This is a genomic window from Psychrobacter sp. MES7-P7E (assembly GCF_002863645.1).
Lineage (GTDB): Bacteria > Pseudomonadota > Gammaproteobacteria > Pseudomonadales > Moraxellaceae > Psychrobacter.
In genome coordinates, this window is record NZ_PJBU01000090.1 from 1 (window position 1) to 23297 (window position 23297).

Sequence of the window (23297 nt, forward strand, 5' to 3'; positions counted from 1 at the left end):
CATACAAAGAGTCATACTTAATAGGCAGTAACTCATCAAAAATACTGCTTATCGTCAGAAATATTGCTTTGTTACTTATATTGCTTTGTTACTTATATTGCTTTGTTACTTATATTGCTTTGTTACTTGTACAGTGCACGCCTTCCTCGATAACCTGTCAGTTTTGGCGTCTTTATTACTTGCAGCAAGAGACAGATTATCATGAGTGACATTCCTAGCCAGCCGATAGGAGAGAATGTTTCACCGATTATAATGATAGCCAATATAGTGGCTACAATAGGTTCTAATAACGTAATAAGCGTCGCTTTGCTCGCCTCAATCACTCTCAACGCTTGACCAAAAAGTAAATAACCAAAGAACATCGGCGCAATTGCCAAATATAGGGCAACGCTTATATGTTTTGCATCCAAAAACAGGTTTTCCCCTGTTAATAATAATGATGGCAACAATAAGATCGCCGACAGACCAAACATGCTTGCCATCGCTGATTTCGAGTTTACCCCGTTCTCTATCATCTGACGTGCTGTCCATGAGTATGTGGCATAGGTCAATCCTGCAACTAACCCTAACAACACGCCTAGTATTCGATTATTCGCTTGTGCGTTTATATCTAAATATTGGGTTTTCCCTAAAGTCAGTAAAATAACGCCAACCACACCAAATATAAAACTTACCACCCATCGACTAGTGACTCTTTTATTGCTAATCAGACGCTCCATGACGACAGTGAAAAATGGCGCGCTGGCAATTGAGATCACTGTACCAATAGCGACACCTGCCAATCTCATAGAGGAATAAAAAGCTAAAGGATAGATAGCAACGCATAGGCTACCGATGAATAAGAGACTAGGTTTGGAAAGTAGTTTCTGTCTATCGCTTAATAAATCATTCTTAGCATTCAATACTAGCAATACACCACCCACCCCCATGGAAAATGCACCAACGGCTAATGGACTAACGTCAGGTATAAAAGCAGAGGCTGTACCTGTCGTTCCCCAAAGGACACTGGCAGCTATCACACATAAAATAGCACTTAGACTAGATTTATTCTGCAGCATAATAGCTACCTCTAACGTTATAATGAATAACATCATTATAGAGAGTTATAGACTACTATTTATGCAGATTAGACGGTTTGCATGTCTGGTTAGACGTGTTTTAATTTGGAAGGGGCAATACCGAAATATTTAGAAAAGCGGCGGCTAAAAGCGCTAATATCGGTATAACCAACCAGTTCGGCTATGATAGCGATAGGTGAATCAGTATGCAGTAACAAAGCTTGCGCCTTTTGCATTCTGATCTTTGTGATGTATTCAGTGACGGTTTGGCTTGTTTGCGATTTGAAGTTCTTTTTAAACTGTGTGGCACTGAGACAAGAGATATCCGCCAACACTTCGACAGAAAGGTTTTTAGCAAAATTATGATGAATATATGCGACGACTTCTCTAATTCGAGCGTCATATTGGACAAATAGATTTTGTTGTTCTAGAAGCTTATAAAAGGTATTAAACATCAGTCTCTCGACTTCAGGATTGATTTGATACCTTAACTGACTTTCTGAAAACTCCAAAAATGCCAACAATGGCGCACTGATAGAAAAGACAATTTGTGATGAATGAAGCACATTTTCTGGCAATAAATCTGTATCTACAACAATAAACTTTGCATTCTCCTCAGCGCTAAAGTAGTGCTTTTCATTTGCCTTGACCACAACACATTCGCTCGGGATAACTTTTCCAGTATAGCTCCCAACTTCGATATTGATTGCCCCTCGCAAAGGCAAAACAATCTGATGAAAGTCATGAGAATGCCCTCTAGTCTGACGAGTATATGACCTGATTGAGAGCGTGTTAATCATACAGCGTTTTCCAGATTGCTATTATTGTGTCGTGTCTTGGCCAACTGTTTGGTTAGCTATTTGGCTCTCTATGAGAAGTGGCTATTAGAAGTCACTAGGCTTACCATGTGGAGCCAGCCATTTAGCAAACCATCCAGATAAATCATCCATCAAGGTATAGACGACAGGAATGACAACCAAGCTCAATAGCGTAGAAGTTACCAGACCACCCAATACCGCTGCTGCCATCGGTCGCCTAAAAGTAGGATCTGCATCGCCCCAACCAAATACCAATGGCAACATACCTGCACCCATCGCAATGGTCGTCATGATAATAGGCCGTGCACGCTTGCGGCATGCATCTACGATAGCTTCAAAGCGTGCCAGACCTCGGCGCTGGGCAATCAACGCGTAATCGACCAGCAGGATTGAGTTTTTGGTCGCAATACCCATGAGCATAATAAAACCAATCATCGAAGGCATAGATAAGCTGCTATTAGTAATAACCAAGCCGACAAAGGCACCACCAATAGATAATGGCAACGCCATCAAAATAGTAAAAGGCTGCAATAAACGCCCAAACAGTAAAATCAGCACACCTAAAATACAAACCACACCGACGGACATCGCAATGATAAAGCCACTAAAGAGGTCTGCCATGTTTTCGGCTTGGCCTTGATCAATGATGGTAATCGAAGGCGGCAGTTGCTGCATGGTCGGTACTGCTTTTACCGCCTGTACCAAATCGCCAAGCTCGCCACTAGCAGGTTGTACCGTGATACTAATAGCACGCTCTCGATCCAGTCTACTAATCTGCGCAGGTCCAGTGCCAAAGTCTAGCGTAGCTACCTCACCGACGCGCACGCCTTGACCGGCAGGCATAGTACTCGGCACGTACAAACCTTCTAGCTGGCTAACATTTTGCTTAGCCACGTCAGGTAGACGTACGACGATTGGTACTTGGCGCGTATCAAGATTGAGCTTGGACAATTGCTGCTCATAGTCGCCTACGGTCGCCACACGTAGAGTCGTAGCGATATCTTGCGTGGTCACCCCTTTATCAGCCATTGCCAATCTATCTGGGGTTACCGTTAGCTCTTGGCGTGGTAGACTGCGATCGCTGGTCACGGCACCTGCACTTGGTAGTCCTCGAATCTCAGACATGATTTTTTGTGCAGTTTGTTCAAGTAGTTGCGGATTGGTACTGGTTAATGAAAAGTTATAGCCACTTTCACCACCACTCGATAGCCCGACAGTAAACCGTGCTCCTGGCACTTCTGTCATCAGCTTACTAATTTTGCGCTCTATCTCTTGCTTGGTGCCTCGTTCTGCACGCGGGGCAAGTACGATATCCAAGCCAGCGATGTTTTCAGCCTTACCGCCACCACCATCCGATGCACCCATCGACGCCTGCGCCTCTCCCACTGAGGTAAAGATGTTGGTCACCTCAGGCATGGCCAAAATGCGAGCACTCGCTAGCGCTGCCACGCGCTCAGTATCTGCCAACGACACGTCAGGTGTCAGCTCAATAGCCACTCGAGTTTGATCGATATCATTATCAGGGATAAATGACGTAGGTAGCAGCTTAACCAAAGCTAGCGATGCCACAAATAAAACAAGCGTTGCACCCATGGTTAGCCAGCGATGATGTAGGGTCCAAGACACAATCTTAAGATAGTACTTCATCATCGCGCTTTGTTTTTCGACGTGCTTTTTCTCAGGCCGTAAGATATAAGCTGCCATCATCGGTGTAATTAGGCGAGCTACCATCAGCGAGGCAAAAATTGATAAGGCAGCCGTCCAACCAAACTGACGGAAAAACTGTCCAACGATACCGCCCATAAAGGCCGTTGGTAAAAACACCGCAATCAAAGTAAAAGTAGTCGCGACAACGGCCAGACCGATTTCATCAGCGGCTTCCATCGCCGCTTCATAAGGCGTCTTACCCATGCGTAGATGGCGTATGATGTTTTCGACTTCAACGATTGCATCATCGACCAGCACCCCAATGACCAATGATAATGCCAGTAGTGAGATGATATTAAGACTAAAGCCAAACAGATACATACCCAAAAAGGTTGGAATCACTGATAACGGTAAAGCGACTGCAGCAACGATAGTCGCTCGAATATTGCGCAAAAACAGGAAGACTACCACTACAGCCAATAGCCCACCCTCGATGAGCATTCTTAATGAGGCTTCATAATCTTCTGCAATGGGTGTGGCTCGGTCATAGACTTTCTCAATACTGATATTACCGACATCAGCAGTCAGCTTGGCAAGCTCTTCATCAACCAGCTCCATCACATCGACTTCACTAGCCCCACGCGAGCGAGTGATATTAAATGCCACCACGGTTTGACCATCTAGCTTAGCAATCGAGCTTGGATCTGCTGTGCCGTCAGTGATTTCTGCCATCCGACCTAAAGCTTGTGTGCCTCCTGTAGGGACAGCCACTTGTAAATCGTTTAGCTCATTTGCTCGCTCAACGGCACCGAGAACACGGATGGTCTGAGTCGTCTTGCCAACTTCTGCCTCCCCGCCAGAGCTGTCTTGCTGGATACCAGCGATTTGCTGCGATAATTGTGAAATAGAAAATTTCAAACCACTTAACGCAATCGGGTCGGCAGCAACCGTGATTTCACGCTGCAACCCGCCAACACGGCTCACGGTACTAACGCCTGGTATATCAGATAGCCGTTTGGTAACGGTATCATCGACAAACCAAGATAGATCCTCCACGCTCATATTTTCAGCAGCAACAGAGTAAGTAACCACTGGAAACCCAGCGGTAGATACTTTGGTAATGATAGGATCGTTGGCTGCAGCTGGTAGATCACCACGTACTTCGCCGACTGCTGACCGCACATCGTCTACCGCTTCTTGAATGTCTTTTTCTAAGGTAAATTCAGTGGCAATGGTCGCCGCGCCCGTCTGTAGCGTGGTGCGAATATGACTCACGCCTTCGATACTGGTCAGTTTGTTTTCAATCTTTTTGGCGATATCGTTTTCGAGCTGTGAAGGCGCAGCACCCGGTAGCGTGACCGTGACTACCACCGCTGGCAAGTCTATGTCGGGAAACTGCTGGACTTTCATTTTCATGAAACCGTAAATACCGCCCAACGTCAGCAGCACAAATAGCAAGATAGCGACGAGCGGGTTCTTTATAGAATAAGCGGAGACGTTTAAGCTCATGGCTGTGCCTGCACTGGCTTACTGGTTTGAGTTACCCCATCAACAACACGCACTAAGTCACCATCATTTAAGAAGCTACCGCCCTGTTTTACGATACGACTGTCACTTGGCAAAGGCTCTAGCACTGCTACGCTCTCGCCCAATCGCTCACCTAACGTGACTCGCTGCTGCTTGATACGTCCCATCGACCGATCATCTCGAGTAGTCGATTCGGTAACGAGCATCACATAATCATAACCATCATTACTGACTACTGCGCTATTAGGAATCGTTTGCGTACTGGTACTTCCCAATAGAAACTCGCCTGTTTGATACATGCCTGCACGTATCTTTGAGTTGGCAGCTAGGCTGGCATAAATCGTAATTTGACGGTTGTTGTCTGCGGTGGGTGCGATGCGGTTTACTTGCCCCATCACTGTATCACCACCCGGCAGACTGACTTGTACAGGCGTACCGACATTTATATCCCCGACAAGCTTAGGATCTATATCTGCTCGCCATTCCAAAACGCCGCCTTTGATAATCGTAAATAATGGATCTCCACCTGCCAACCTGCCACCTGCCACCTGCCCAACTTCTACCATTTTTTCACTGATAATACCACTGACAGGAGCGACGACTTTTGCGTTCTCTAATGTCAAACGCTGATTGCTCAAACGGGCTTTGGATGCTTGCAAAGAAGCTCTGGCACGGACTTCCGAGGTACGGTAGCGGTCGGCTTCTTGTTTGCTGATGGCATCGATATCGATCAATGGCAGCACACGTGCAGCATCAGCGCTGGCATTGGCAAGGGTGGCTTCCGCTTCTGCGACATCTGCTTGCGCCTGTAGTACTTGCTGCTCCATAGCATCCGTATCGAACACGGCTAAAACTTGACCCGCTCTGACGCGGTCGCCTTCTTCGACCAAGATACGCTCGATAGCCACACCATTGACTTTTGCACTGACATTCGCAGTATCTTTAGCATTGATGGTTCCATCGGCACTGAGCGTGCTGCCGATATCATCTTGGCTTGGACTGACTGTTTCTACTGAGAGTACTGATTGCTCAATACTGGCATCGCTACCGGTTGCCTGATCGTTTGCGACAGAATTAGAAGCTGCTGACTCATCTGTAGCTGCACTACTATCATTGCCCCAATACTTGCCAAGCAGTACTCCAATCACTAGCACGGCTGCCAATACGGGCCACAGCCATATTGGTGGTTTTGCAGATGGCCTTTTAGATACAGTGTCAGTTTGACGATATGGCGGCAACTCAGCTTCAGCTGCCGGCTTAGAATGGGTTTCTTCAAAATCGCTCATGATAACTCTCTGTAGGTACAGTCAATATTGAAATACTCGATATGGAATGACTAAAAATATCAATCATTCACAGCAATAATAAAAAGTGGCACGCAATCGAAGCAATGTTTGGACAGCCTGATATATAGCTATGAGCGTTACTTACAGAGAGTATTACGATGTTCTCTAAAGCACTGTTTATTATTATAATAGTTCATCAAATTATCGAGAATAGCATATATTTAGTCATCATCTTATTTTTATATATAGTGTCTAGCGTTCATAAATTTAATTAAAACTTAGACCGAATATCTGTGCAATGTTCAAGGCATATCGACCGATTTAAAGAAATAAGAGCGCGTATAGTCAGTCGTTGAATCTTTGATGTATTCAACGACTGACTATGGATGGAGTATCGTTTATAAAGAATGTTAACGTTGTGGCCATGCTGTTTGATTATATCCAGAGCTATATTCAATGACATATCAAACCCATTTGCCGATACTAAGCACTAAGCATTGATTACTAGACACTGGGTACTAAACACTGGGTACTAGGCATTGGTATAGCGACTTGCCTCAGGCATCCAGCGATGAATCAATTGACTGACATCTGCTTTTCGCGCAGGGTCTGCTATCAAATGCTTCGCTAACCGCTGAGCAATGGCAAATAATTGCTCATCACGGATTAGATCAGCCAGATAGTAACCAACGTTACCCGTTTGACGTTTGCCTAACAACTCTCCTGGCCCACGTAGCTCTAAGTCTTTTTGAGCAATGACGAAGCCATCGGTACTATCACGTAGGACATTTAGTCGCTCAGTACCTGTCTCCGATAGCGGCTTTTGATATAACAGTACACAGAAGCTTTTGGTCGAGCCACGTCCGACTCGCCCGCGCAGCTGATGTAATTGTGATAGTCCCAAACGCTCTGCATTTTCGATAACCATGAGCGACGCATTGGGCACATCGACTCCCACCTCGATGACAGTTGTCGCAATCAACAAGTCTAAATTACCTGCTTTGAACTCTTGCATGATGGCTTGCTTATCGGCAGATTTCATCTTGCCATGCACCAGTCCAATACGAATATCTAGACGTTCATTTAAGTCCTCATAAGTGGCTTCGGCTGCCTGCGCATCCAAGACACTAGACGCCTCTACCAGTGAGCATACCCAGTACGCTTGCCTGCCCGCTTCGCAATTAATCGCGATACGTTCTATGACTTCATCGCGTCGATTGCGATCGATAGTTACCGTCGTAATTGGGGTACGCCCCGGTGGCAACTCATCAATGATTGAGGTATCCATATCGCCATAGACACTCATCGCTAAGGTTCTTGGAATCGGTGTTGCGGTCATGATTAGCTGATGCGGGGTACTGTTAGCCACGCCTTTATTGGTCAATGCCATGCGTTGCTCAACACCGAATCGATGCTGCTCATCAATGATAACCAAACCTAACTTAGCGAACTGAACTTGCTCCTGAAACAGTGCATGAGTACCGACCACCACTTGTACGGTATTTTCCGCGACTGCTTCCAACGCTTCGCGGCGCTGTTTGGCCGTTTGCTTACCGGCAAGCCAACCGACACCAATACCTAATGGCTCAAACCATTGCTTAAAATTCAGTAGATGCTGCTCTGCTAAAATCTCAGTCGGTGCCATTACCGCGACCTGCCAGCCACTATCGAGCGCATAACCCGCTGCTCCTGCTGCAACCAATGTCTTGCCAGCACCCACATCACCCTGTACCAGTCGTAGCATCGGAATTGAGGTTGCCATATCCGCAGTGATGTCTTTCATCACTCTTTTTTGCGCACCCGTTAAATCAAAAGGCAATGCAGAAAACAGCTTGTCAGCAAGAGGACTATTGGTAGTGCATTTAGGCGCTTTATGCTGATGTAGCTGCTGGCGACGATATAGCAAACTGAGCTGATGCGCAGTCAACTCTTCAATAATCAAGCGCTGACAAGCAGCATGCGTACGGGCACTGAGTTGAGTGAATAGTTTGTATTGCTGAGACGCGCTGGTATAAGTAGGCGGCGTATGCAGCAGCACCAATGCTTCAAATATCGTTAAATTATAGACATTGTGCTGAGCAATACTGGCAGCGACGTTATGTATGTCATTATCTGCCTGATAGTTAGAAGGATTGGGTTTGTATACGCTATTGCCAAGAGCATTATCAGGCACACTGCGTGCTAACGTCGAAAAAATATCTTCGGTATATTCGGCCTCTGACACCGCTGATTTGGATGGCTCAAAAGGCACTAATGGCAAATCGGATACAACTGCAAAATCTTCAGCCGTAAACAATGTCATCGGCAGACCTTGGCTCCGAACCGTTTGCAATGCCAGTTTAATTAAAGTGCGCAGCTTGTTTTGATGTAAACCTTTGACAGTAGGATAAATAGGCTGCAATCCCATATCGGTCATGACGGTATTGTCAGTGATAACTTGATATTCAGGGTGATGTATCTGCTTACCGTAGCGGCTGACTTTGACCTCACCAAATAGCTGTAAGCGCGTTCCCAAATTCATGGTCTGTACCAGACCGCGATAGACCTTAAAAAACCGTAACGATATCGTACCCGTATCATCGTCCACCGTCACAGTCATCCCACTGCGCTTGGTATCGACATGAACGATATGACCAGTAATTAGCGCTGATTGTCCATGCTCTACATCAGCGATTGATACCAGTCGACTACGATCTTCATAATCACGGGGCAAATGTAATAGCAAATCGAATATCCGCTTGATATTCAATTGCGCCAACTGCTCTGCGACTTTTACCCCCACACCTGCTAGCGCAGACACTGGCATATCTAGTGCTGACAACGGCATGTCAGATCTAAAGTGATCTAATGAGTTGGCTGAGGCATGACTCTCCGATATTGGCATTAAAGATCCTAACAATATTATTTTTAATTTTTGTATGCTAAATCGAGCATTTTTAGTAGGCTGCATATAATGGCTTATGCCATAAAATAGCGATAACAATAGTATGCATAAAGACATCGACTCATTTCATTATAGCTGACAATACAATTGCTTATGCTAGGCTATTTAGTAAAATAGCATCTATACAGTCCATCTACTATAGATAAACCGCTTCTTCTCATCATATCAATAACTGATGTCTTATTTTTTGAGTTCTGGCAATTTCGTAAGGTGTTTTTCTATGCTTATTTCTATTTTGCCTCGTCAGTTTCGTCACAATCTGATTCGTCATAATCTAAAAATACTGAGGTTGAGTTTAATACCTATTCTCGGTTTTTATATTAGTGCGTGTAGCACGTTGACATCTACTACTCCCAAAACTCCAGAGCCTGTTATTAAAGCCCCTACTGTCGCACTGGTGTTGGGTGGTGGCGGTGCAAAAGGGTTTGCCCATGTGGGCGTCATCAAAGCTCTAGAGGAAAACGGTATCAAACCAACATTGGTGGTCGGTACAAGTGTGGGGATTTTGATTGGCAGCTTGTACGCCAGTGGTTACACGCCTGCCCAGCTTGAGCAATTGGCATTGACCACTACTGATAGCCAGCTCACAGACTTTACCTTGTCCAATCAAGGATTTATCGAAGGTATTAAGTTAAAAAACTTTATCAATAGCAAAGTGAATGCGCGTGCTATAGAGGATTTCCCTATTGCTTTTGCGGCAATCGCAGCAGAAAAACACACACTAAAGAAAACAGTCTTTACCACTGGCGATGCAGGGCTTGCCGTACAAGCATCCTGTAGCGTGCCCAATATTTTTATTGCGCCACGTATTCCAGAAAAAGTCGGCAAAAAATATATCGATGGTGGCGTGGTCAGTCTCGTACCCGTTGACAGCGCACGCGACTTGGGCGCTGATATTGTTATTGCCGTTGATGTGACTGCCGCTCAAGTCAATGGCCCTATTGATAATAGAGCGTTAACCATCAGCTCATTAAGTGACTTTTGGGGATTTCTCGAGACCAATATTATGGCTACTAACCTGACTACTAATCGCTCCGCATCAAATCAGAGCGAACGAGATCGAGCGGATGTTGTTATTACTCCCAATGTCGGTCGTAACAGTTCAATAGATACTAGGCAGCGACGCAATTTAATACAAGCAGGCGCCCAAGCTACAACGCCACAAATCAATGCTATCAAACAACTTATTCAAGAGAAATCTAGTAGCAAATATGCCACGCTATAGCTCAGTATTTTTACTTACTTATCAGTAAAATCATCAAACGTCCTGACACACCATAAAAAAGCACCGCAGCTATAAACTGTGGTGCTTTTTTATTGATAGTTTTCAGTGCTCGCTATATCAATGCTAGCTAAATTCTAATCCAAAAATTCAGGACTATTTTACACGAGCGCGATATTTTACAGCGACGGTATCATTTAGACCTACGCCTTCTAAGTCCCAACGTACCGCTTTATAGTACTTAAGCGCGACATCTTTTAGTTGATTATCAACCTTGGTACGTAATGGCATACGAGCAAAGTTATTGCCATCTACACTGCCGTACGGGAATTCAGGAGCAACCGTTTTTAATAGTTCTACCTGCTCTGGAATGCTCATCGTAACGGTCATTTTACGGACGCGATCTGCATTGGTATTGGTAAAGTACCCTTGATACTCCAATACATTACCTGACTGCAAACGAGTATTGGTATCTACAGGGACAAGCACTTCTTGACCATTGGCATCAACGCTGACCAGTGACGCTGTAATTCTACTATTAACGGCTTGAGCACTTGAGTTGCTGCTCTTGTTGGCATTTGCTTGAATAGCCATTGAGCTATCAACCGCTTGCTCTGGTGTTGGCAGCATCGCTGAGGCTTGTGTAACGACCATTGCACCGATAAGCGTACCGGCAACAACGTGAAATAAGCGGTGGCCGCTCCAAGCACTGAACGGGCTAGCAAACTGGTTACTTTTTTTCATGATTTTCATTATCCCTGGTTGATATATCGGTAAAACACAGATGGTGCAACTTAAGTTATTTTTATAATTTGTTCAACAGATAAAAAGCATTACGATGTATATAAGATATCGCTGTGAAATAGTTCATGCAATCTATGAAACACATGAACTCACTTATCCAACCTGATTATCTTCGCTCAGCATCTGTAAAGCAATAGCGCTTAGCATAACAAAAAGCATTTGTGCGTACATTAACCCAGTGTTGAGGTTGTGTATATCAGCGATTGGCAATAAGAATGCTTGAATACAGCTGAAATAAAAGATAGCTCATAACCGCGTTTTTTGCTATGGTAAATCTTTAGCGTTAGGCATTTTTTTGCTGCGCCCCTTTTCTTATTCTAACGACTACTGCTCCCATTATGACTACTAGCTCCATGCCCCAGATCAACCCTGAATACGTCCATTGGTTCCGTAACTCTGCACCCTACATTAATACCCATCGCGGCAAAACTTTCGTGATCATGTTTGGTGGTGAAGCGGTCAATCATGCGAACTTCAGCACACTTATTCATGATTTTGCCTTGTTGCATAGCTTGGGTATCAAGCTGGTACTGGTACACGGGGCACGACCGCAAATCGAAAAGAACTTAAAAGACGCTAATATTGAATCGCCGCTACATCAAGACATCCGTATTACGCCACGTGCAGCGATGCCATCTATCTTACAAGCCGTTGGTGCTATTCGTTTACAGATTGAAGCTCAGCTATCCATGGGACTGGCCAACTCTCCGATGTATGGTTCGCGTATCGATGCGATATCGGGTAATTTCGTGACAGCTCGCCCATACGGTATCCGTGAAGGTATTGATTATCAAATGACGGGTGAAGTGCGTTCTATCGATGTAGAAGCCATCAAAAACAACCTACTTCATGACCATATCGTTGTACTAGGATCGATGGGCTACTCTGCGACTGGCGAAGTATTTAACTTATTGGCCGAAGATGTTGCACTTAGCGCTGCTGTAGCACTGGGTGCTGATAAGCTTATCTTCTTAGGTGAAGAAGCGGGTATCAACGACGACGATCGTTTATTACGTGAAATGATTCCAAACGAAGTTGATCGTTTCTTACGTGATCGCGATTTAAATTGCGAAATCAATTATTTCTTGAATTGTGCAAGCTTGGCCTGTCGTCAAGGTGTCCATCGTACGCATATTATCTCGTATGCCAAAAACGGCGCGCTACTAGAAGAGCTATTCACGCGTGATGGTTCTGGTACGTTGATTAGCCACGACCCTTATGAAGAAATTCGCCGTGCCAATATCGATGACGTGGTTGGTCTGATTGAGCTGCTGTCACCTCTAGAAGAGCAAGGCATCTTGGTCAGTCGTTCACGTGAGCGTTTAGAGCAAGAGATTGATCACTATAGTGTGATTGAGCGTGATGGTATGATTTTGGGCTGTGCAGCATTGCATACGCTAGATTCAGAGTCAGCAGAAGTCGCCTGTGTTGCCGTACGTCCTGAGTACCGTAGTGGTAGCCGCGGTGCAGATTTGTTAGCGTTTCTAGAACAGCAAGCGCGTAGCCATGGTTTGTACAAGCTGTTTGTTTTGACCACTCGTACTGCGCATTGGTTCGTCGAGCAAGGCTTTGCTGAAGTTGAAGCCAGCGCTTTACCTGAAGCACGTTTAGAAAAATACCATAACGGCCGTAACTCTAAAGTCTTTCAAAAGAATCTATAATTTATCGCCAATTTGATATTTGCTTTGTAAGCTCGGTATCAGTCTGAGATAAAATATTAGTCGTAAAAAAGCCTTCATAATTATATGAAGGCTTTTTTGTAGGCTAAGTACCTAAACTAATAATTTTGCTTTAGATACTTATTTTACTTTTAATAGCTCAACAGTAAAGATAAGCGTGCTGTTTGGCTCGATACCAGCGTTACCCGCTTCACCATAAGCGATGTCTGATGGGATATAGAACTCGTATTTTCCGCCTTCTTTCATCAACTGTAGACCTTCAGTCCAGCCAGCGATTACTTGGTTTAGTGGGAATTCGATTGGCTCACCGCGCTCATAAGAGCTGTCAAATACTGTACCATCAAGCAATTTACCTTCGTAGTTTACTTCAACCACGTCAGTTGCTTTTGGCGATTTACCAGTACCTGCTTTGATAACTTTATACTGTAGACCAGACTCTGTTTGCTTCACACCTTCTTTTTTAGCGTTTTCTGCTAAGAATGCAGTACCAGCGGCTTTATTTTCTGTCGCTTTGGTTTCCATGTCTTTAACGAATTGCTCTTCTTGCTCTTTTTGATAGTCCATCAATACTTGTTGCATTTGCTCTTGGGTCAATGCTGATTCATTGCCTTCGTAGCCATCACGGAAGCCTTTTTCAAAAGTATTTAGGTCTAGATCTTTGACAGCGTCTTTATTGCCTTCTGCCATCATGAAACCTAAGCTATAACCTACTTTTTCACTAGCTGAGCTTTGTTCAGTAATGGAAACGCTTTGAGCGGCTGTTTCTTGATTGCCATTGTTGGTGCTACAGCCTGTTACTAACAACATAGCGCTAGCAAGTGCACTAACGCCTAAAGTAGTGATTTTTTTCATAAAGTACTCTCTAATTGTAAGAATAGTGGCGAGATGTCACATTCCTCTATAATAACAAATCTTAGTTTTGGGAACCACGTTTTGCACGAAATTATCGGGCCAATGTATAGTCTATGTTAATATCTTCTATCATAATAACAAGTTATCACACAAATATAGTAACAGGTAAAGCTTTCTGTCTTTAAATCCATCAATACATCAGCTAAGCTGAATTAGTTGAGGAGATAAGTAACCGAGCGTTAGTTTTTATCAAAAATAAGCAGATATCGATAGCGAAGTCACTGTAATATAAATAAGAGATACTGCTGATAATAATTTATGTTCAAAAACGATAATATCTCTATATAACTGATTCTAAAAATACTATTTATGACAACCATCTGTATGTCTTGCTCATTAATCGCTGTATGAACATTGTTTTTGGCGAGTTATATAAGATGCTTCAAGGAGGATAAGATGAACCCAATGTACACATCTTTTAACGGCTATCTCGGTGGACCTATCGGTTCCATCATTGGTGCTATTTTGATATTCGTTATTGGTTGGTTAGTAGCCCTTGGTATCGCAGCACTGGTACGCGGCGTACTCTCTAAAGTAAATCTAAATCAACGTATGAACTCTTCAACTGGTAAGACCTACGACCTTGAAGGTATCATCTCCAAGATTGTTTTCTGGTTTATTTTCATCATTGCTATCTCAGGCGCACTTAGCCAATTAAACTTAAACTCTATCTCAGCACCATTCGCAAATATGGTTAATCAAGTATTGGCATTTATCCCTAATCTTATCGGCGCTATCGCACTTGGTGTGATCGGTTGGGTCGTGGCTACTGTTGCACGCACAGCGATCAACGCAGCTCTTGCAAAAACCTCTATGGATGAGCGTTTAAGTGCACAAGCTGGTGTAAAACCAATGAGCAGTACGATTGCTGATATGGTTTACTGGTTCATCTTATTGGTTGTGTTGACCATGGTACTTGGTCAATTAGAGCTTGATGGTTTGTTTGCACCACTGACTAATATGGTCGACAAAATCTTTAGCTTCATCCCTAATATCTTGATTGCTGGTGTGGTCTTCGTCGTTGGTTATATCATTGCCAAAGTCGTACGCGGCATCGTAACCAACCTTGTTTCTACTTTTAATGTACAAGAATTGGCATCAAAAGCAGGTTTAAGTGAGCAAAATAGCTTACCTAACATTGCAGGTTCGCTAGCATTTTTAGTGGTTATCATTCCAACCATTATTGCTGCTCTAAACGCATTAAAAATTGAAGTAATTGCTCGCCCTGCGACCAATATGCTTAACAAAATCATGGAAGCATTGCCAAACATCTTCATGGCAGTCGCTATCCTAGTAGTGACTTTCTATGTTGTACGTATGGTTGCCAACATCATCAAGGGTCTGATTGAGAACACTCAAATCAATCAATTACCTGCGAAAGTTGGTCTACAAGAAACCATGGGTGATAAGAAAATCTCTGACCTAGTTGGTTATGCGATTATCTTCTTCGCTATGCTATTTGCCGCTATTGCAGCTGCTGACTTGTTAGGTTTCGAGCCTATCTCAGCTATTATTACGATGTTTATCGCATTCGGTGCAAATATCATCCTAGGCGCAATTATCCTATTCATCGGATTCTGGCTTGCCAATATCATTGCAGGTGTGGTTGAACGTTCTGAGCAAGGTTCACAATTCCTAGCAAACATCGTACGTGTATTGATCATGGGCCTAGTATTAGCAATGGGTCTAAAAGCGATGGGTATTGCCGATTCAATCGTTAACCTAGCATTTGGTCTGACACTAGGCGCGGTAGCCGTTGCCTTTGCCCTATCATTTGGTCTTGGTGGTCAAGAAGCTGCAGCGCGCTTCCTACGTAAAATGCAGGACAAGATGGATCATGAACGCACTGAAGCGAAAGCAAAATCTGCGCTACAGCCAAGTTCATCAACTCAAGAAAAAGTTGCTGATTCAGTTCGTGAAAACACACCATCTGCTGCTAGCACACCTACCACTGACTTACGTACCGATGTAATTGATACACCACGTGTTGATACTAATGACATCTACAACAGTGATGACGTACTTCCTGATAGCGGTCTCAATGACGACCTCAATAAATAAGTATTTTTTGATTGTTTAGTTTAGATACGAAAAAGACAGCCTAGGCTGTCTTTTTTTATGTCAGTAAATATATTAATAAATTTGTCGTTCTTATTATTAAGAAACGGGTAGAAAGCTAACTACGTCTATCTACTACTTATCTTTTCGCGCTGGAATCGTCAAGCTCATCTGTACTTGAGGTAATTTTTCTTTTTGCGCCTTCGCAGGTTTACCATCTTCCACGCTACTAGCAGGTGGCATATTTTGCTTATCTAACTCCTGTTGCTTTAGCTTTTGCATTTGCTTAGTAAGTTGGCGCTCCCTTTGAGTCATCGCATCGACTGGCTGAATCCATAAATCAATATCGAAAAAATTCTCATTATTCTCAGTGATAAAGTCGATACCAAGCACGACTACATGATGTAGCTCAATAATTGGCAAACGTGTGGCAACGTCTTGTGCGATCTTTGCTAGCTTTGGTTGGACAGCTGCTTTGCTATTAGGCCCTTTTGACTCCTGACCATAAAACACCAGTACATAATGTCGTCCCAAACTTTCATAAGAATGTTGATGTACCACATAGCCATCTTTTTGCAGCGCTGCGCTTTGTTTAGGGTGTCTATATAGCGTACGGATAAGCTCGTGACGTGAAAACAAAGACTCATCTAGGAGTTGTTGTTGCCAGTGAGCGAGTGGTATTTCTGTCTGTTCGTCACTGTTAGTTATGTGCTTTTTACCATACGTATCTATCATCTGCATACTTAGCTGAGACCATATCGTGGCTGCTTGTATCATATGCTGATGGTACATTTGAGCAGTTGAACTTTGGTTTTTGTAGGCAAGTGTGATGGCGACCAGTGCTGAGTTAGGTTCGTCTTGTACTTCATTTTTGATGAGCGCATTGTCGACTACAATGGCAGGAGCAAACAGGTCTGGACTTTGCAAAAAACGCTCAACCAAAGCGTCTTCCGATTCAAAACTTGGAATATGGTTTACAGCCGATTGATGTAGCTGCTCCAGATGATAAGCTAAGAAACGCCATAACTCACATGGGGTTCGTACCGCTGCTGCTATCGAGTACCAATCATCCCAGCTAAAGACTTGCAGCTGCCGCATGCTTTCGCTCATGTCGACAACTAAGTCTTCTAAAAAGTAACGAACCCCAAAATTGTGTTTAAGTCGTTGTAGAGCACTGTTTGAATTGTTTGCACTGTCACCGTTATCATCTTGATTGAGACTGCTACTTCCTCCGACAAGCTGAATGTCAAAAATCATAGCTTCATAACCAGCTAAGGCATTTTCTTCATTTTGAGACGATAATGATTTGTACCATGTAAGTGCTGACTTTACCGCAGTCATGCGTACAGCCTCCATATCAACTGACTCTGTATCATAGGGTAAATACAGTGTTAGCTCCAACAGCTGTAGCTTGCCAAGTGGCAACTGATATTGATAGTGACGAGCGATATATTGAGCATTGTATTCATGCTCAATCGTATGCATGCCTGCTAAAGTCACTGCCATAGCATCTGCTTGTAAATAACTGACTAGCTCGGTCGTCAGGTAGCCCCAGTCGGGCATGGTAGTAATCGAATGGGACACAAGTTCCAACCTTCTATTATCGTATGGTGAATATCGCACAGGCCAGCTCGTAATAATAACAACATGATTATCGCGTATTACAAATATCTGAATGATGCAAAATTATGCTACATAAGCACTATCAGAGACAGTCGCTTTCAAAGCGATCACTTGTTATGATGATATCAAAGCAGTATTGCTTGCGTGCAAGTTTATGGATGACAAACTGTACTTAGTTGTATTTATCGAAACCGTAGTCATTGAAATTTTAATCATCGAATTTTTAATGACTATTATATAATAATAAGGATTAAACATTATGAAGCGTTTTAAAGAAAAGACCGTCGTTGTAACGGGTGCAGGTTCTGGTATTGGCCGTGCGGCTGCTATTCGCTTTGCCGAAGAAGGCGCTAGCGTGGTTTTAGTAGGACGTACAGCGGAAACACTAGAAGAAACTGCCAAAAAGCTACCCCAAGATCGTACTTGGATTCACACCGATAATTATCTCATTATTACATGCGATATCAGTGTCCAAAGCCAAGTACAAGAGATGGTTGAGCGCGCTATCGATAAATTTGGCAAAATTGATATCTTGGTAAATAATGCTGGCAAAGCCACCCAAGGAAAAATTACAGAACTATCTGCTGATGATTGGCGCTCTGCTATCGATGTGAATCTAAACGGGACTTTTTACGTCTCTCAAGCGGCTATGCCTCACTTGATTGCATCAAAGGGTAATATCGTTAATATTTCATCGCTCTCAGGTGTGGGTGGTGACTGGAATATGGCTGCTTACAATGCTGCTAAAGCGGGTGTAACCAATTTAACCCGTACATTAGCATTAGATCATGGTTCAGATGGTGTTCGTGTTAATGCGGTTAATCCAAGTGTCACCAAAACCGATATGACGACGGCTATCCAAGACAATGAGTCTAAGACGGATAAGTTCTTAGCTCGCTGTCCGCTTGGACGTTTGGCAACCCCAGAAGATATCGCCGCTGCCATTACCTTTTTAGCAAGTGATGATGCCTCCATGATTACTGGTGTCAATCTACCTGTCGACGGTGGTGTTAGCGCTTCTAACGGCCAACCACAGTTTTAGACTTTTGCACTGATAAACATTCAAATATTACTCAAAAAAAGCCCCTGATATCATCATATCAGGGGCTTTTTCAACATCAATTATCAGAACTTAGTTGTAGGTAGCTGTTAGCCTGCGTACCCGCAATACAACCAGTTCTGTTAACTTAACTAATTGAACTATTATTTATACCATTTGGCTTATTCAGCTGCATTATTGATGTCTTGTAGTGGCTGTGACAAACGCTCAAGGTGTCTTGGCAACACCCCTTTATACTGAGAATATATTTTTGGCAAATCTGCTTCGATATCACCTGTAGGATAAACCAGCGACATAAACCGTATTTCTTTAGTATTGTAGTCCATCGCTACTGGCAAAATCGGTACACCAGCACCCACCGCTAAATAATAAAAACCTGTCTTCCACGACTCAGTATATTGCCGTGTCCCCTCTGGCGATAACCCCAGAAATAATGGTTCACCAGTTTTGAACTTATCAATACTGGCTTGCAGTACAGAGCCTTTATTACCACGATCGATAGGAATGACCCCTATCCAATTTAATAACTGTGCAAACACAGGCACTTTAAATAGCGTGTGCTTGCCCATAATGCTGATTTTAACATCTAATGCAAACAAACTTGGAATCGCATAAATACCATCCACATTAGAAGTATGTGGCAGCGCAAGCACTACAGCTTGTGAGATATTTGGAATCTCGCCTACCGTACGCCAACCTGACGCCTTTAACAGCGCGGATGCAATAACAGGCGCAAACTTATTGCCACGCTTAGGCACCTTGTCTCCCAAATGTTTTTTGCTAAGTTCTGGGAGTACTTTGGAGCGCGCAGGTTTAGAAACAACAGACTTAGAACGGTTAAAAATCTTCGGTATCATGACAGCACAATATAATGAAAGGTACTGACATAATACCATTAAGCCTTTGTGACTAGGCTGAATTTTGCGTGCTTTTATTATGCGATAGATCGTTCAGCCATAAATATAAGTAATGACCTATTACGATATTCTGCACCCATATTTCTTTAGATTCATTGCTAATTCTTAAGAAATATCGGCCAAATCACCTTTACTCTCAAGCCATGACTTGCGATCAGAGGCACGTTTCTTAGCCAGTAGCATATCCATCACGCTATTGGTCAGTACCATGTCGTCCATATCTAACTGTACTAAGCGGCGTGTATCACGGCTCATCGTCGTCTCACGTAGTTGCTCAGCACTCATTTCACCAAGCCCTTTAAATCGTGTGATCTGAGCTTTTTTGTTACCTGGCACATTGGCTAAAATATGTGCAAGCTCCGGCTCATCAAGTGCATAATGAACTTCTTTACCCACATCCACTCGGTACAATGGCGGCATGGCCACAAATAAATGACCCGCATCCACTAGCGCAGGGAAATGCTTCACAAACAAAGCGCAGATCAATGTCGCAATATGTAGTCCATCAGAGTCAGCATCCGCTAAGATACATATCTTGTCATAACGCAGCTCGGACAAATCATCAGAGGCAGGATCGACACCGATAGCTATGGCAATATCATGAATCTCTTGGCTTGATAGCACCGTATCTGATGATACTTCCCACGTATTTAGGATTTTGCCACGTAGAGGTAGTATGGCCTGATAATGACGATCTCTTGCTTGCTTAGCACTACCACCCGCAGAGTCACCCTCTACTAAGAACAACTCAGCGCCATCACGCAAATCACCACGGCAGTCTGCCAATTTACCAGGCAATGCGGGCCCTTGAGTAATCTTTTTACGAGCGACTTTTTTGGCAGATTTCAGACGACGACCTGCTTTATTGATCGCCAATTCAGCGATTTGCGTACCCATGTCCGCATGCTGGTTTAACCATAGGCTAAAGGCATCTTTTGCCAATGTCTGTACAGCGCCCGCAGCCTCGCGACTAGATAAGCGCTCTTTGGTCTGTCCAGAAAACTGCGGCTCAGAGAACTTCAGAGACAGAATATAGTTCACCCCGTCCCAGACATCTTCTGCAGTTAGCTTCACACTACGTGGTAGCAAATTATGAATATCGCAGAATTCACGCAGCGCTTCTAAAATGCCCGTGCGTAGTCCGTTGACGTGCGTACCGCCCTGAGCTGTTGGAATCAGGTTTACATAGCTTTCTTGAATCGGCGTACCACCATCAGGCAACCAAGACAAGGCAAAGGTAATAGCCGCTCGTTCGCCCGCTTTCGCATCATAATTATAATAAAACGGCGCTTCAGGCAATGTTTCCAAACCATCTAATTGTTCGCTTAGATACTCGACTACCCCATCCGTAAACTGCCAAACGACCTTTTCATCATTGATATCGTCAGTGAATTCAATCGTCAGTCCAGCGGCCAAAACAGCCTTTGCTTTTAAATTATGCTTGAGCTGTTTTACATTAAATTTGGGCGTATCGAAGAAACTACCATCCGCCCAAAAGTGTACTCTAGTGCCACGTTTACGCTTATTTGAGCTAACTGCCTCCGTCAATGGCGTAACTGGTGCACCATTTTCAAATGCCATATCAAACTGTGTGCTATCACGCCATACCGTAACCTCAACGCGGGTTGATAGCGCATTGACGACAGAGATACCCACACCATGCAGACCACCTGACACTTCGTAATTAGAGGTCGAGAACTTTCCACCTGCATGTAAGCGAGTTAATATCAGCTCAATACCAGATTGACCAAACTCAGGGTGAATATCAGTTGGCATACCGCGCCCGTCATCTTCGACAGACAACGACCCATCACTATGCAATTGCACCTTGATGGTTTTCGCATAACCAGCCAACGCTTCATCAACCGAGTTATCAATGACCTCTTGCGCCAAATGGTTAGGGCGCGTGGTGTCGGTATACATACCTGGACGACGACGGACTGGCTCAAGACCTTCTAAAACTTCTAACGATTGCGCATTATATTGACTCACAAATGCATCCTTAACTGTTCGCGTGCGTTTAATTCTATTAAACCATTATAACGAAAAATAGCGACGTTAACGTTAATACTCCATCGCTTACGTCATATAATGTCGTCTATTTAAGGCTGTACTAAACTCTGTAAGATATTCATCACCATGGGCAACTGCTCATCAAAGTCACTGAACCGATGATCGCCACCCTCTTGCACCGTTACCGATGCGCCCTTACCTTGATAAAAAGCTTTAGACAATTCAAAATTTAACAGCTCGTCGCCTTCTTTTAATAGCACAGCAACTTTATCGGGATAATTTACCGATAACAGCTGATGATCTGCAAACAACTGTAAATCTGCAGGCGTAATACTCCAGCCGCCCGCTGTTGTATGCAGGACTTTGCTAGTAGATGACTCATTTAAGTTATCTTGACTTGATACTGGTTTATTAGAGAAACGCTGTAAGGTGATATGGGGCTGGACACTAGGGTTAAGCAATAAAACTGGGCAACCTATCTGATTGCTTATCACAGTAGAAAAATACCCACCTAGCGAACTACCGATTAATACTGTATTTGACAACTCAGTCTGCTTATCTGCTGATTTTCTATCTGCACTATTATTTAGTGATTTGATTAAAGACAATAATTGCTCACAAACTTGAGCAGGGGTTTTATTTAAATCAGGACGCAGTACATTAATATCAGGATGATGAAGCTGGCAATATTTTTCTAACAACACGCCTTTGGTCGAGTTGGCATCACTGTCCAATCCATGGATATAAATCAAGTTCACGTATCATCTCACTTATTAATTTTGTTATGATTATCTTATAAAGGCTATCAAAGCTAAGCATAGCACCCGCTAGACGGAAATAATAACAATAAAATGGCACACTATTAGTCAGTATTTGCGACATAATAATGTTGTACAGTGATTTTATGCAGGTCAAAGGAATGACGGTAGTCATTATGGAGGAGTCATGAATCAACAGTTTGAACTGTTCGAGATTGCCAATCCATGTATTGGTCTTTGTCAAAGCAATAAGAAGGGTTATTGCTTTGGTTGCCTGCGTAGTCGAACTGAGCGCCAGCGATGGCATGACATGACGACAGAGCAGCAACGCGAGGTGCTAAGGCTTATCGCAGGACGTAAGCTGCGTATTGAGCTTATGCGGCTACGTAAAAACGAGCAGTTAGGTTTTGATTTTGAAGAAGACGTTGAGATGGGTGAGTTGTTTTGAGAAGTAATTAATCAGGCCAGACATGCTAATAGCATCCTCAAAATGCGTTAAATTTCGCTAAAATATATGCCCAATAACCTAACAGTAGAATCAGTAGTCCCCACGGTATGGCGAAACACCAATAATATAAATTGCTAGTAGTAAATACGTAAAAATAAACAGCCATTCCAACACTGATTACAAGTGAAGCTGCATATCCAATCAACAAGGTAAAGAGAACATTATTCTCAATTTTGGTTAAGCTTGGGCTTCCCTCTGCTTGGGCTTCCCTCTGCACACATATAGAAAAGAAACCCGAAGGCAAAAGCCCCGCCAATAGTAATATGCATAAATGATATTAGAACTAGCAACCAAATTGACACACATACTTCCTTACTAGTTTAATGACGGCTTTGTCTTTAATACAGTGCTTTTTACAAGTTAGAAGCGTTTTCAATAAAAAATAGCATACCTTCAAGTTTTTCTATAATCAATACTGCAATACGCTTGCTAGAATAAATTAGGCTGAAATCAGTAGATCTGG

General features: G+C 43.4%; 16 protein-coding genes. 5 read left to right on the plus strand and 11 right to left on the minus strand.

The genetic code is table 11. From position 1 onward, the window contains the following. Positions 1-122: 122 nt before the first annotated feature. From CXF62_RS06680 to recG, 5 genes are all read right to left on the minus strand, one after another. Positions 123-1058 carry a DMT family transporter gene (locus tag CXF62_RS06680; RefSeq protein WP_102093468.1) on the minus strand — a complete coding sequence of 312 codons (936 nt, stop codon included), beginning with the start codon at positions 1056-1058 and terminating at the stop codon, positions 123-125. A gap of 89 nt (positions 1059-1147) precedes the next feature. Beyond that, a complete protein-coding gene (locus CXF62_RS06685; RefSeq protein WP_102093469.1) occupies positions 1148-1858 on the minus strand; it encodes an AraC family transcriptional regulator in 711 nt (236 codons plus the stop codon). Positions 1859-1942: 84 nt separating this feature from the next. After that, positions 1943-5032 carry an efflux RND transporter permease subunit gene (locus tag CXF62_RS06690; protein ID WP_102093471.1) on the minus strand — a complete coding sequence of 1030 codons (3090 nt, stop codon included), beginning with the start codon at positions 5030-5032 and terminating at the stop codon, positions 1943-1945. Continuing rightward, positions 5029-6336 (minus strand): efflux RND transporter periplasmic adaptor subunit, encoded by a 1308-nt coding sequence (locus CXF62_RS06695; RefSeq protein WP_102093472.1) that lies wholly within the window; start codon positions 6334-6336, stop codon positions 5029-5031. Before CXF62_RS06695 ends, CXF62_RS06690 begins: the two co-directional genes overlap by 4 nt. 532 nt (positions 6337-6868) lie before the next feature. Continuing rightward, positions 6869-9220 carry an ATP-dependent DNA helicase RecG gene (gene recG / locus CXF62_RS06700; RefSeq protein ID WP_102093474.1) on the minus strand — a complete coding sequence of 784 codons (2352 nt, stop codon included), beginning with the start codon at positions 9218-9220 and terminating at the stop codon, positions 6869-6871. A gap of 280 nt (positions 9221-9500) precedes the next feature. Here recG and CXF62_RS06705 point away from each other — a divergent pair, with 280 nt between their 5' ends. Next, on the plus strand, positions 9501-10505 hold the full coding sequence (locus CXF62_RS06705) for a patatin-like phospholipase family protein (protein WP_102093475.1): 1005 nt from the start codon (positions 9501-9503) through the stop codon (positions 10503-10505). Between the two features lie 153 nt (positions 10506-10658). On the opposite strand, the gene CXF62_RS06710 is transcribed toward CXF62_RS06705, so the two are convergent. Beyond that, entirely contained in the window at positions 10659-11246 is a 588-nt protein-coding gene (locus CXF62_RS06710) for a hypothetical protein (protein WP_102093477.1), read from the minus strand. Positions 11247-11644: 398 nt separating this feature from the next. Here CXF62_RS06710 and argA point away from each other — a divergent pair, with 398 nt between their 5' ends. After that, a complete protein-coding gene (gene argA, locus CXF62_RS06715) occupies positions 11645-12967 on the plus strand; it encodes an amino-acid N-acetyltransferase (RefSeq protein ID WP_102093478.1) in 1323 nt (440 codons plus the stop codon). Positions 12968-13105: 138 nt separating this feature from the next. Here argA and CXF62_RS06720 read toward each other — a convergent pair whose 3' ends face one another. Further along, positions 13106-13837 (minus strand): BamJ family beta-barrel-assembly machinery protein, encoded by a 732-nt coding sequence (locus CXF62_RS06720; protein WP_057762133.1) that lies wholly within the window; start codon positions 13835-13837, stop codon positions 13106-13108. A 456-nt stretch (positions 13838-14293) separates the two neighbouring features. Here CXF62_RS06720 and CXF62_RS06725 point away from each other — a divergent pair, with 456 nt between their 5' ends. Beyond that, positions 14294-15958 (plus strand): mechanosensitive ion channel, encoded by a 1665-nt coding sequence (locus tag CXF62_RS06725; protein ID WP_102093480.1) that lies wholly within the window; start codon positions 14294-14296, stop codon positions 15956-15958. Positions 15959-16090: 132 nt separating this feature from the next. On the opposite strand, the gene CXF62_RS06730 is transcribed toward CXF62_RS06725, so the two are convergent. After that, positions 16091-17539 carry a hypothetical protein gene (locus CXF62_RS06730; protein ID WP_145990540.1) on the minus strand — a complete coding sequence of 483 codons (1449 nt, stop codon included), beginning with the start codon at positions 17537-17539 and terminating at the stop codon, positions 16091-16093. 298 nt (positions 17540-17837) lie between these two features. Here CXF62_RS06730 and CXF62_RS06735 point away from each other — a divergent pair, with 298 nt between their 5' ends. Continuing rightward, entirely contained in the window at positions 17838-18620 is a 783-nt protein-coding gene (locus CXF62_RS06735) for a meso-2,3-butanediol dehydrogenase (protein ID WP_102093483.1), read from the plus strand. 179 nt (positions 18621-18799) lie between these two features. Here the strand turns inward: CXF62_RS06735 and CXF62_RS06740 are convergent, their stop codons facing one another. The 3 genes from CXF62_RS06740 to CXF62_RS06750 form a co-directional block, all read right to left on the minus strand. Then, entirely contained in the window at positions 18800-19495 is a 696-nt protein-coding gene (locus CXF62_RS06740; RefSeq protein WP_228153185.1) for a lysophospholipid acyltransferase family protein, read from the minus strand. A 165-nt stretch (positions 19496-19660) separates the two neighbouring features. Next, positions 19661-21547: a DNA topoisomerase IV subunit B gene (gene parE, locus CXF62_RS06745; protein ID WP_102093485.1), complete on the minus strand. Its 1887-nt coding sequence runs from the start codon at positions 21545-21547 to the stop codon at positions 19661-19663. 110 nt (positions 21548-21657) lie between these two features. Beyond that, positions 21658-22326: a YqiA/YcfP family alpha/beta fold hydrolase gene (locus CXF62_RS06750; protein ID WP_102093486.1), complete on the minus strand. Its 669-nt coding sequence runs from the start codon at positions 22324-22326 to the stop codon at positions 21658-21660. A gap of 187 nt (positions 22327-22513) precedes the next feature. Between CXF62_RS06750 and CXF62_RS06755 the strand changes: the two genes are divergently transcribed. Beyond that, positions 22514-22774, plus strand: a complete 261-nt coding sequence (locus CXF62_RS06755; protein WP_102093487.1) for a DUF1289 domain-containing protein — start codon at positions 22514-22516, stop codon at positions 22772-22774. Positions 22775-23297: the final 523 nt, after the last annotated feature.